This is a genomic window from Clostridium sp. BSD9I1, assembly GCF_900185645.1.
Classification (GTDB): domain Bacteria; phylum Bacillota; class Clostridia; order Clostridiales; family Clostridiaceae; genus Clostridium_AK.
The window spans coordinates 82,098-94,509 of sequence record NZ_FYAM01000005.1 but is presented as its reverse complement, the minus strand read 5'-3'; the positions used below and the strand labels follow the sequence as shown (position 1 = coordinate 94,509).

Sequence of the window (12,412 nt, the reverse complement as noted above, 5' to 3'; positions counted from 1 at the left end):
AGAGCATAACCTTATAATATGAATTTTAAATATAAATACCTTTTACAGACTGTATATACTACAGTCTGTAAAAATAAAATAAATTGCACTATTAATATGGAGATTTTGCATCTAAGTATTTGTCCGCATTATTACGATCAACAACTACGCTTGGAATAATCTTTGTTTTTTCAGGTGTTTTTCCATCTATAATATCTTTTGCAATTTGCACAGCATCCTGAATCATTGAAGGGCTATAAAGAGCACTTGCATACCAAGTTTTATCTTGAGCCTTTATAAGGTTAAAATATGCCTGCATTCCGCCTCCGCCTGTAACAACTTTTACATCTGTTCTCTTAGCTTCTTCTAAAGCCTTTTGAATACCTATAGAAAGTTCATCATCTACAGAAAATACTGCATCAATTTTCTTGTTTGCTGTCAATGCATCAGCCATAACCTTAAGTCCATCTTGTGATGCAGCAGTAGCAGCACCGTATTCGTTAATGATTTTAATATTTGGCAAGTTTTTAGAAACGTAATCTTTAAATCCATTTATTCTTTCTGTATTGATAGCTCCCCAGCTAGGAACTCCAACAATAACTACGCTGCCCTCTTTATTAAGCTTTTCTCCTATATATTTTGCACTTTCAACTCCTATTCCTACGTTATCTCCTGCTATATAAGCAGTTGAATCTACATTAACTTTACGATCAAAGTTAACAAGAGGTATTTTTGCATCTAATACCTTTTGAGCCGCAACTGTAACCTCGTCATTTTGTGGTAGCAATACGATTGCTGCAGGTTTCATTGCTATTAATTCATCAAGTTGACCTGCCTGCTCACTTGGATTAGCACTTACAACTAATTTGTACTCAAGCCCAAGTTCCTTTGCCTTTTTCTCTGAATAATAAGCTGTGGCAGCTACCCATCCATGTGTTGCCGCTGGAACGCTTATTCCAATGACTTTACTTTTAGCCTCTTCTTTTTTTGGTTCAGTACTTGTAGACTTTGAATTAGAACAACCCGCAAAACTTAGGGTACTTGTCATCAATAGTAGTGCAAGAATTTTGGTTAAACTTTTTTTCATACACTTATCCCCCTTAGATATGATTAATTTTTCCCTTTGACTTTTATATTTTCCTCCTCTATAGAGAAGGAGAATAACATTATTATTTTCTATAAGTTACTTCTTACTTTTTACAAAATAACTTACTTATCTTATGTGTGAGCTATTCTTAATTTACCTTTTTCTTTACGTGTCCTCACAAGTTCATCAGTATAACGTTTGTCAAATGTAGCGCATCCAACTTTGCTCTGTTGAATTAGCAATTCTAAGCAGTTATCACAAAGTGTACAATATTTAATTTCATTTTCTTTACCTTCGCGAAGTTTCTTAGCTAGGAATGGGTCTGCAAATGATTGACGGCCTAGTCCAACCATATCTACTACACCACGATCGACACACTGTGCACCATAGTGAAGCAAAGAACTTTGTTCTTCATTAACAGCACAAAGACCATTTTTCCCATCACGGAATGGTGAAAAATTCGAACCAATAAGTACAGTTTCAGGCTTTAAGTTCTTTTTTAATTCTTTAGCAAAATATTGATGAAGATATGCATAATAAGGAATATGTTTGTCAACTTGTGTTAAGCTAATTGTAATAGAAGGACTTCCTGCTGATTGGATAAAATACTGAGCTCCACGCTCCTCTAATCCTTTAATTAAGGAAATTGGTTCAGTAAGATCAATAATTGGTGAGTCAGGGCCATCAGTTCCAAATCCCCCTGGGAATCCTTCCCATGCGGATATCTTAGATCCAATTAAGAAGTTTTTATCATTTACTTCTTTTGATATACGCTCATAAAGCTCAAATGCGAATCTGCTGCGGTTTTCCCATGAACCACCGTATTTCCATTTGCGGTCATTATAAGGTCTAAGTATTTGTGAACCTAAATATCCATGGCATAGCTTCATATCAATACCATCAGCACCGGCTGAATGTGCAATTTTAGCTGCCAGAACAAAGTCATCCATAATTTTATCAACTTCATCTTCAGTAAGAACATCTCCACCGTAACCATGAAGCGGCTTAACTGTAACCCTTCTGGAGAATTGTGGATTTGAAAGTTCCCCTGAATGTGTAAGTTGGAAAACAAATAATGTATCAGGGTTTGCTTCCTTAACTTCTTTAACAAACTTAGTTAATGCTTTTTCATTTTGAGGCATAATAGTCAACTGATTATCTCTAGAACGACTTTCTCTTGTAATAGAAATAGCCTCTAGCGAAATTAACCCCGCTTCACCTTTAGCTAAATTTTTATATCTCTCTGTTGTACGTTCTGATGGATTGCCTGATTCATCCTCATCATTACATTCCATTGCTTGAATAAAAAATCTATTTTGTGCTACCCTATTCCCAATTTTTATAGGATTTAATAATGTTTCTTTATAGCTCATTTTTGTCATCCTCTCTAAAATAAATTTATCTATCAAAATATATTCTTTCAGTAATCTCTGGAGAAACAAATATTTTAATCAATTCTCTATTGGTTTTTAATTCGTGAATTGCATCTTCTAAATCTTCTAATGGAACAACTTGAGAAAACATAGGTTTAGGATCAATACGTTTATATCTTAAAAGATTGATAACTTCAGCCCAATCATTTCCAATCCCTGCACAGCTGCCACGAACTTTCTTTTCGCCTAAAACAAATTCATAGGGTTCAAATGAAGCAGTTTTCCCTTGTCCAACTACACCAAACGCTTCAACAACTCCACCTCTGCGTACCATTTTAAACGCTTGTTCATAGGTTTCAGGACGCCCAATTGCCTCAATTACATAATCTGCACCCACTCCACCTGTGATTCGTTTTACTTCTGCTACTACATCATCTACTTCTGTAATATCTATATAATAATCTGCTACGTTCATTTTTCTAGCTAACTGTAAACGATTTTTGCTGTCGCCAGTAATTATAACAGGTGCTGCACCCCTTGCCTTAGCCATTGCTGCATGTAAAATACCTAGACCGCTACCAAGTACAACTACACTAGAAGAAATTTTACAATCCATTACTTTTGAAGCTTCTAATACAGCTGTCATAGGTTCAATAAATGCTGCTGAATAGTCATCTACTTCTTCTGGAATAAGGTAACAATTCTTCCATGGAGCCTTTACATATTCAGCAAAAGCCCCATTGGTGTGTATACCTAGCTGAGTGAAGCTTTCACATAGTAACTCATCGCCTCTTCTACAAAAATAACAAGTTCCGCATGTCATGCATATATCAGCTGAAACTCTATCTCCCACCTTAATTCCTTTTGCATTTTTACCAGCTTTTTCTACAATTCCCCAAAACTCATGCCCAGAAATAAGTGGAAGATGTTCTTTTACGTATTCCCCAGCATAAATTTTTAAATCTGTACCGCAAATGCCACACATTTTAACTTTAATTAGTACTTCATCATCACTTATTTCTGGAACAGGTACTTGTTTAAGTTCCATTTTACCTGGAGCTTGTACTACTTGAGCACGCATCATTTTCGTCATTGCTTTCCCCCCTATATTATTAAATAATTAATATTAGTCTTTATTACTAAATAATTTATCAGTACGTCCTTCATAAGGCGCCTTGATTAATAATGGTTTTAAGAATGCTACTGTCTTTTCCACTCCATCCATACGACTCATTGTAACGTCCTCATGTTCATAACTTAAAACTCCTTGATAACCTGTCATTGAAAGTTCTGTAATTAGTCTCTTCCAATTTACATCACCCCAACCAGGTATACGGAAACGGAATGAACGATCTAGTCTGCTCATATCACCCTGCATTAGAGTTCCTCCAGTTGCAAGATTATGTGCTACCAATTCAGCATCCTTAGCATGGACATGGAAAATACGATCTTTTAATCTATCAACAAATATTTCTGGACTTAAAGAAAGATAAGTTACATTTGCTGGATCAAAGTTATATCCAAGGCAAGGATGATAATTCACTAATTCTAATGCTCTTTCAGCTGTATGAATATCATATATAAAGCTATTTGGATGAGGTTCAATTGCAAATTTCACACCATATTCTTTAAATTTATCTAATATGGGAATAAAACGTTCTACAAATTGTTCTTCATATTCGCTCCACCCTTGTCCATATGGAAAAAAGAAAAAACGTCCCCAATTTTCTACACCTGGATAACCAACTACAACTGGAACCTCTAAAGCATTGGCTGCCTGAGCTGTACGAATCAAACTTTCTGTACCATGTTTAATCTTTTCCTCAGCGCTTCCCTTATATATAAAGTCTGTTTCAACTCCTGTAGGTCCCATAATTAAGAATGAATCTGCATGATTACTAAGTGCTGATATAGATAATCCATAACTAGCAACCATCTTTCTAATTTGTTCTGCATTGTTCCCTTTTATAACCTCTACCGTTTCCAGTTGCCCATTTCCTTCATAAGCAGGTATCTCAAGTGCCTCATAGCCATAACTAGAGACCATCTTAGCAACATCTTCTAATGGTTTTTCAGTAAAGTTTGCAGTAAAAAATCCAAGTTTCATATATTTTTTCCCCCTTATAATCCACTCTCTATGCTTGTTTATGTGTGTTTGTTCTCACTTCCGTTTAATTGATTTTGTTTTTGCTTATGTGTTTATTATATCAGCGCATTATTAAAAATGCAATACAGTAAAGAATATTTTTCCAGTTTAAATGATGATTTTAATGAGATTAAACACTTTTTGCTAAATATTATATATTTTCAAATAAATCCAAACGTTCAAAAACATATTGCTTTTATGACCGTTTGGTGTTACAATTCAGTCATAAACAAAAATAATTTTTCTATATTGCCCGCTTTAGTATAACTAATGAAAGGAGCGATGTGAGTGGTAAACACAGTAACACTAAACCCTGCAGTAGATAAGGTATTATATCTAGGTAAGTTAGAAAAAAATGTAACTAGTCGTGTTCAAGATACTGCAGAAACCATAGGAGGAAAAGGTACTCATGTATCTATTAACTTGAAGATACTCGGAGAAAATAGCAAAGCATTTGGTATATCTCATGGGAAAATAGGTCAAAAGATTATTGATATGCTGAGGAAATTTGATGTAGATGTCCATTTTACTCATAAAGATAATTTTGATAGCCGTACCAATTATTTATTAGTGGAAGAAAATGGAGATTGTACGGTAGTGGCTGAAAAAGGAGTGCAGATTTCTGATGCCGATTTTCAGGACATGCTACTGAATATGAAAAATGAAATACAAAATAATGATTATCTTGTATTATCTGGAGATGCATCAAATTATTCTGATTCAACAGTATACAATAAAATATTAACCGAACTTAAGGATAAGAACTTAAAAGTTTTTTTAGACACTAGTGGTGACTCACTAAAAAAATGTATTAAAGAGTCCCCTTTCTTAATCAAGCCAAACTTAGATGAGTTATCTAGTTTATGTGGACGAACCCTTACATGTAATGACGATGATATTTTATCAGCAATTGATTCACTTGAACCATATAATATCGAAATTATTGCTGTGTCTCTTGGTAGTGCAGGTTCAATTATTAAAACACCTGATGGCATTTATAAAGCAACTCCTCCTAAAGTCAATGTAGTAAATACTATTGGCTGCGGAGACTGTTTTTTATCCGGATTAATTTTCGGTATTTCTAAAAATATGACAACAACTTATATGATTCAGCTAGCAACAGCAGCTTCTGCAGCAACTGCTGAATCATCAATGTCAGTAGGCTTTGAATTAAGCCGTGCATTAGAACTCATTCCTTTGGTGACAGTAAGTAAAATTCGTTAAATATAAAATTAAAATGAAAAGAGGTCTTTGATAATGAGTAATTTATCATATATTGAAATTAGGGAAGAAATGGCCATTGTAGCAAAAAACATGTGGGATCGCAGATTGACTAATGCAGCAGGAGGTAATTTTGCTGTTAGAGTTGATGATAATCGAATTCTTATTTCTCCATCTTTAATGTCCGAACGTCATCATTGCTGCTTAAAACCTAGCGATATGTTGCTTATCGATTATGACTTAAATATCTTAGAAGGCAGCGGAAAGCTTTCTCGTGAAGGTCTTATGCATATGCTGATTTTAAAGAATTTTAAAGAAATTGGATGCACAATTCATGCTCACCCATTCTATTGTATGCCATTTGTGGCCCAAGCAAAACCAATCCCTAATGTAACAGAAGCTACTTTAGGAAGAGGGGCTGTAGGATGTATAGAATATACAAAAGCATATACTCCTGAACTTTCACAAAATGTATATAATTACTTCGAAAAGCACAGAGAGCTTGCGGAAAGAAAACCAATTGGTGTTATTCTTCCTCTTCATGGAGTTGTCGTTTCCGGACCAGATATCTATATGGCCTACAGTATGCTTGAGAGAATTGAAACAGATGCATTCTGTACTATTACAAGAAATACTATATAAGACTCCATATATAATTTATTAATACACATACGGTCATAATCAAAAATAAAGTCTTAAAACTTGTTGACCACACAAGGAATTATTGGTAGTATAAAGAAAATAAGCTACTTAAATTTATGCTTAAATTTAATAAAATGTAGAGAGTGATTAAATTGTATAATATTGAGAGAAAATCAGAAATAATGAATATCTTAGAAAAAACAGGCAGCGTGGATGTAAATGCCCTTGCACTTAGATTTGGAATTTCTAAAGAAACTATCCGTCGTGATCTTAAGGAGTTAGAAAATGCAGGTGCCTTAAAACGTACTCATGGTGGTGCTGTACTTATTCAGCAATCTTCAAACACCCCTGTCTCTACCGAATATCCTGTTGCGGTACGCGGTATACAACGCTTCAATGAAAAAAATGAAATTTGCAAGAAAGCAGCTTCTTTTATTAAAGATGGCGATACTATTTTTGTGGATAATAGTTCTACTACCATATATTTAGCTAAATATATTCCATCTGATATCCGTGTAACTATTATTACAAATTCTATTAAATTCTTATTAGAGTATACAAAAAATCCAAATAACAATCATCTTCTAATTTGCTTATCAGGTATTTTTAATGATAGTAATCTTTCTGTTTACGGAAACAGTACTTTGCAAAGCGCTAGTGAATACTATCCTAATAAAGCTTTAATGTCTTGTTCAGGAATAAGCCCACATAATATGCTTGCAGATTCTAGCATTCACGAAGTTGATACAAAGCGTATGATGATTGAACGTTCTCAAGAAGTTTTTGTACTTGCTGATCACACGAAGTTCGAAAAGGCAGGCCAGATTTTTTTATCTAGTTTTGATCCAATTGACTATATTATTACTGATAATCAAACAGATAAAGAATCCTTAGGATATTTAGATAAAACAAATGTTAAGTTGATTTTTGCCGATTAGTTAATTGATTATAGGAGATGAGTTACTTTATGAATGTTTTAGCCTTTGATTTAGGCGGAAGCGGTGGCAAAGTGTTTTTGGGGCAGTTTGACGGACACACTATATATCTTGAAAATGTTCATAGATTTGAAAATAGTCCTATTTCCATTAATGGAGCTCTTTATTGGAATATCATAAGTATTTATCAGCAAATGAATATTGGTATAAAAAAAGCAATTCATATTACAAATGATAATATTGAGTCATTAGGCATTGATACTTTTTCTAATGATTTTGTATTTATTGATAGCAGCGGAGAATTACTTTCTCCGTTACGTTGTTATCGTGACAATCGAACACAAAAGTATCAGCAAGACATTTATAATAAGATTTCTCCAAAAGCTCTTTATCTTCTTACAGGAAACCAAAATGCGTCATTTAATACTTTAATGCAATTGGCTGCAATGCAACAAGCAGGTCAAAGTTTTATTTTGGATAACTCTCACAAAATGCTTTTTACCCCTGATTTGCTTATTAATTTTTTAACTGATAAATTTATATCTGAATATACTATATCTTCTGTTAGCCAAATGTATAGTTTTAAAGACAAAAACTGGTGCAATGAAATTTTGGATACATTTAAAATTTCTAAAGATTTATTTGGAGATTTAGTTGAACCTGGTACAATTGTAGGCACTACAAAAGAGTCATACAATAAGCAACTACAGACCAAAGGATTTCAAGTTACTGCAGTTTGCGAACACGATACCGCCTCTGCATTTCTGGCATCTATCTGCCAAAGCGATTGCGCTATTATTAGTAGTGGAACTTGGGCTTTAGTTGGCACAGAAGTATCTGAACCTATTATTACAAATGAAAGTTTTAAATACAATATTGCTAATGAGGGCGGCTATCCCGGAAGACATCGCCTACTTCGAAACGTAATGGGTTCCTGGTTAATTCAGGAAATTCGTGAATATTATAAAAACCAAAGTCAAGACTATAGTTATGCTCAGCTAGAATCTTTGGCAGTTGAAGCACCGCCTTTTGTATATCTAATAGATGTTGATAATCTAATATTCTTTTCACCTGGAGATATGCCTGAAAAAATCTCCACATATTGCATGAATATTTATGGACATGCTCCTAAAACAATAGGTGAGCTAGTACGTTGTATATATGAGAGTTTGGCTTTTAAATATCGTTGGACCATTGAAAAGCTTGAACAAATTACCTGCAAGCCGTTACCAACTATCAATATTGTTGGTGGTGGTTCAAACTCAGTATTAACGTGTCAGTTTACAGCTAATGCATGTAACAAACCAGTTATCGCTGGGCCTTCAGAAGCCACAGCACTAGGAAATATTCTTGTTCAACTTATTGCTAACAAACAAATCTCTGATATTAACCAAGGAAAAAACATATTACAAAAATCCTTTCCAACTCAGAAATTTTATCCTGAGGACACAAGAGTTTGGGAGGAACAATATTTTAGATTTAAAGGTTTGTTTAATTTAGATTGAGTCCCTTATCCCTCTTATAATAGGAAAAGCATCTGTCATTTTGCAGATGCTTTTTTAAGTTAATAAGCCATTACTTAGTAGTAACAGTTATTTCAGCACGATTTTCATAAGCTTTTTTAATTGCACCTATTATATCACCATGCGCATCTTTAAGACTCATAGTTGCCCCAGATACTACATCGGCAAGATCTTTCTTTTCCTGATCAGTAAGCTTAGCATACTTTTCCTTATCTTTCTCGTTTTTGGAATCAGCCTTTAATGGACGTCCATTAACGTCAGAACAATTTTTTGCATACCACTGTTCAATTTCTGCTACGGTTTTACCTTTAAAAACCTTCTGGTAGAAGTCCGCTTGTTTATACCAATCTCTAGCATAGTCCATACCATATTCATCTCCACGTTCACGTTTAGTTTTCCAACCATTAACCTCAGCTGCAATCGTTTCATCAGTATTCTTAGATACTCCACTTACCTCCATGGTTTTATGATCAGTTACATTATATCCTTGTGTGCCTGGCCATCCAGAAAAATGAGGCATACTTGCGCCATCATAGTTAGGGGTACTTACTTCTAAGGAATCAAAATAAACATCAAGTATTTTCCCATCCTTATCAAACATCGCACTAGCAGTTACATAAGTAAAGGTATACACTTGAGTTCCCTTACTATCCTTTCCAGGTCCTACACGGAAAGTTGGAATTTGTCCTACTCCCCTATAAATTTTCATTTGTGTTGACTGTGTTTGGTTAGCCTGCTGTGCAGTTGGCTGACTTGAACTACATCCTGCTAAAAGTCCAATCGATAGTGTCAAAGCTAAAATCATTGGCATTATCTTTCTTTTCGCCATGTGTTACTCCCCCCAAATTTGTTTATATTATCTCAATATAACTATATTACGGAGTATTGTTAATTATACTGAAACAACTCACATTATTTTCTGATTCTTTTATTATTAACTTCTCCTGCTTCTATGAAAAAAGCATCTACAAATTGCAGATGCTTTTAACTTGCCACTTGTCATGTGGGTGGCACTATTCTTCTCTTACCACATCTATTAAATTTTCCTTTTTCATTCTTCTAAGAGGTGCCTGCACAGAGATATATCCGATTATCATAGCTCCTGCCACTGCAATAATTATAGAATCTACAGGTAGTTTATAACTTTGTTCTCTCACCTCATTCATACTTCTGTACATAGCATAAGATAATGAAATTCCTATTATTGACCCATATAAGCTTCCCACAATTCCATAAAGCATTCCCTCAAGAGTTATCATTTTTTTAAGTCCTTTTTGAGTGAGCCCGATACATTTTAGTGCCGCAAATTCTCTTCTTCTTAGTATTAAGTTTGTGGTTAATGTATTTATAATATTAACACTGCCTATTAATGATACCACCACAACAAATCCAAATAATAAGATTTTAATCATCAATATAGAAGCCTTTGTTTTTCTATTTTGATCTATAATATTTATAAGCTTTAAGTTTCCTTCTCCACTTATTATAGATTCAATATCTTTTTTAGCTGTATCTTCTGCCTTTGCATCCTTTAATTTTATGTTTAATGCTGAAGGTTTTATATTCTTGCCTATTAATTCTTCGGCAACCTTTTCCGTAGTTATTATTTTAATATCTGTTTCAGATCCCAGAAAATCAAAAGGATTGCTTTCAAGCACAGCCAGGACTTTAACTTTATTTACATCTCCTTCTCCAAACCCTAAGATACCCTCCTCTTCATTAAATCTACTTCCATCTCTTTGAAGAAGAATTTTGTCTCCTACCTTTAAATCTGTTACAGGTCCGTAGTAACTATTCTTGGTTTTTCCATTATATACTCTATTTTTCCCTATTATAATTATCCCATTTTCATTATTAAGGTTATCAACATTTATATTTCCTTCCTTTAAATACTTCTTTGCAACTTCTAAAGAAGCTTCATCATAAACAACTAAAGAAGCATCAGCTAAAGTCTTAACTTCTCCCTTATATTTTATATCCTCATATATTCCTCCTATAGCTTTTATAGGTGCCAATTCCTTAGTTTTATCTATAACTGCCTTAAAATACTGTGTACCATATTCCTTGTACAAAGTTCCCATTTCAGGTAGCTTTTTTACATCACTTAAAACTTTATCTTCTATACCCTTAGTATTATCATCTCCAGAAGTTCTTACTGAAAAATGTATATTATTTGACTCATTCATTTCACTGTAAACATTTAGGGACATATCCATAAAAGCTTTAAATGTTATAAATAAAGTTACACTAATTATTATTGAAAATATAGTTGTTCTATACCTTTTTCTGTTTCTTTTTATATTTTTTGAAGCCAAAGCTCCTTCAAATCCAAAAACTTTTCCTACAACCAAGCTTTTTCTTTTCTTTATCTTTTCTTTTGTTATTGAATTTCTACTGCTTATTGCAACTAACGGTGAAATTCTCCCTGCAAATACCGCTGGAAGCATTGCTGATGTATAAATTGAAAGTAATCCAACAATGGCACTGATAATTAAAACATCTATAGTGATGGTTGGTTTAATAAAGACCAATTCACCTTTACCTATAATTTTAAATGCTAAGTCTATTCCATATAATGCAATTATTCCTCCAACTAGTCCTATAGGAATTCCTATGGCTGCAAGAAATGTAGCTTCTCTTAATATAATTTTTCTTATTTGTTTTGGAGTGCTTCCTACAGCTCTTAGAAGTCCAAATTGCTTAACTCTTTCCACTACACTTATCTGGAAAGCATTATATATAACAGCAATGGTAGCAATTATTACAATTCCAATTACCACAATTAAAACATTTAATAATTCCTTAGGAAATCCTTCACCTTGCATTGCTAATAAATCAGAATTTTTCACAACTGATTTTTCATCTGATAACTTTTTAAGCTCATCAAGGTTTGTTCCAAGATTTTTATTAACATGCAGTTCTGCTAGTAAAATTCTCTCATTTTGATTTAAATCAGAACTATTTGTAATTATCTCTCCTATGCCTAGACTTTGGCTCCTAAAAGTATCACTTAATATTCCAACCAAAGTATACTCTTTATCTGATATCTTTATAGTGTCTCCTAGCTTTGAATCTTTACTTATTTTGCCAAGAAACCACTTTTCTAAAACTACTTCTGTATCCCTTTCTGGAAATCTTCCTTCTTTAAGAGTGTAAGGTAGTAGTTTTACCCCCTCATCTGTTACAAATATTTCTTGTCCCTTAAGATTATTGCCTATATTTATTTCTTTTCCCTTTGCATAAGTACCACTTCTTAAAACATTTGGGTTACTCTTTATTTTAGTAATAAGATTTTCATCAACTTTAGAATACATAATATGCCATGACCCATAGGTATTTTTCATATCTTGTATTTGTGCTTCCTGCATACTCTTTAGAAAAAATCCTATGGATGATACTAAAGCAACTGATAATATAATTCCTATTAAAGTAAGTATTGTTCTTTTTTTATTTCCTCTTAGATATTTCCCCGTTATCTCCTTATAACTCTTAATCATGTTTTTCAC

10 protein-coding genes are annotated in these 12,412 nt (G+C 33.5%); 4 read left to right on the top strand and 6 right to left on the bottom strand.

What is annotated here, in order from left to right; genetic code table 11:
- Nucleotides 1-91: 91 nt before the first annotated feature.
- From BSD9I1_RS02685 to BSD9I1_RS02670, 4 genes are all read right to left on the bottom strand, one after another.
- Nucleotides 92-1,066 carry an ABC transporter substrate-binding protein gene (locus tag BSD9I1_RS02685; protein WP_035311543.1) on the bottom strand — a complete coding sequence of 325 codons (975 nt, stop codon included), beginning with the start codon at nt 1,064-1,066 and terminating at the stop codon, nt 92-94.
- A gap of 131 nt (nt 1,067-1,197) precedes the next feature.
- Nucleotides 1,198-2,439 carry a 2,4-dienoyl-CoA reductase gene (locus tag BSD9I1_RS02680; protein WP_035311545.1) on the bottom strand — a complete coding sequence of 414 codons (1,242 nt, stop codon included), beginning with the start codon at nt 2,437-2,439 and terminating at the stop codon, nt 1,198-1,200.
- Between the two features lie 25 nt (nt 2,440-2,464).
- Nucleotides 2,465-3,532 carry a zinc-binding dehydrogenase gene (locus tag BSD9I1_RS02675; protein ID WP_035311546.1) on the bottom strand — a complete coding sequence of 356 codons (1,068 nt, stop codon included), beginning with the start codon at nt 3,530-3,532 and terminating at the stop codon, nt 2,465-2,467.
- A 33-nt stretch (nt 3,533-3,565) separates the two neighbouring features.
- Nucleotides 3,566-4,546 (bottom strand): sugar phosphate isomerase/epimerase, encoded by a 981-nt coding sequence (locus BSD9I1_RS02670; RefSeq protein WP_035311547.1) that lies wholly within the window; start codon nt 4,544-4,546, stop codon nt 3,566-3,568.
- A gap of 327 nt (nt 4,547-4,873) precedes the next feature.
- Between BSD9I1_RS02670 and BSD9I1_RS02665 the strand changes: the two genes are divergently transcribed.
- From BSD9I1_RS02665 to BSD9I1_RS02650, 4 genes are all read left to right on the top strand, one after another.
- Nucleotides 4,874-5,809, top strand: coding sequence for a 1-phosphofructokinase family hexose kinase (locus BSD9I1_RS02665; protein ID WP_186429021.1), 936 nt, complete (start codon nt 4,874-4,876; stop codon nt 5,807-5,809).
- A 33-nt stretch (nt 5,810-5,842) separates the two neighbouring features.
- Nucleotides 5,843-6,448, top strand: a complete 606-nt coding sequence (locus BSD9I1_RS02660; protein ID WP_035311549.1) for a class II aldolase/adducin family protein — start codon at nt 5,843-5,845, stop codon at nt 6,446-6,448.
- Nucleotides 6,449-6,600: 152 nt separating this feature from the next.
- Nucleotides 6,601-7,386 carry a DeoR/GlpR family DNA-binding transcription regulator gene (locus BSD9I1_RS02655; RefSeq protein ID WP_035311550.1) on the top strand — a complete coding sequence of 262 codons (786 nt, stop codon included), beginning with the start codon at nt 6,601-6,603 and terminating at the stop codon, nt 7,384-7,386.
- 29 nt (nt 7,387-7,415) lie between these two features.
- Complete coding sequence (locus BSD9I1_RS02650) at nt 7,416-8,888, top strand: rhamnulokinase family protein (protein ID WP_186429020.1); 1,473 nt, start codon at nt 7,416-7,418, stop codon at nt 8,886-8,888.
- 70 nt (nt 8,889-8,958) lie between these two features.
- Here the strand turns inward: BSD9I1_RS02650 and BSD9I1_RS02645 are convergent, their stop codons facing one another.
- Entirely contained in the window at nt 8,959-9,735 is a 777-nt protein-coding gene (locus tag BSD9I1_RS02645) for a hypothetical protein (protein ID WP_035311552.1), read from the bottom strand.
- A 184-nt stretch (nt 9,736-9,919) separates the two neighbouring features.
- Nucleotides 9,920-12,403, bottom strand: coding sequence for an ABC transporter permease (locus BSD9I1_RS02640; RefSeq protein WP_186429019.1), 2,484 nt, complete (start codon nt 12,401-12,403; stop codon nt 9,920-9,922).
- Nucleotides 12,404-12,412: the final 9 nt, after the last annotated feature.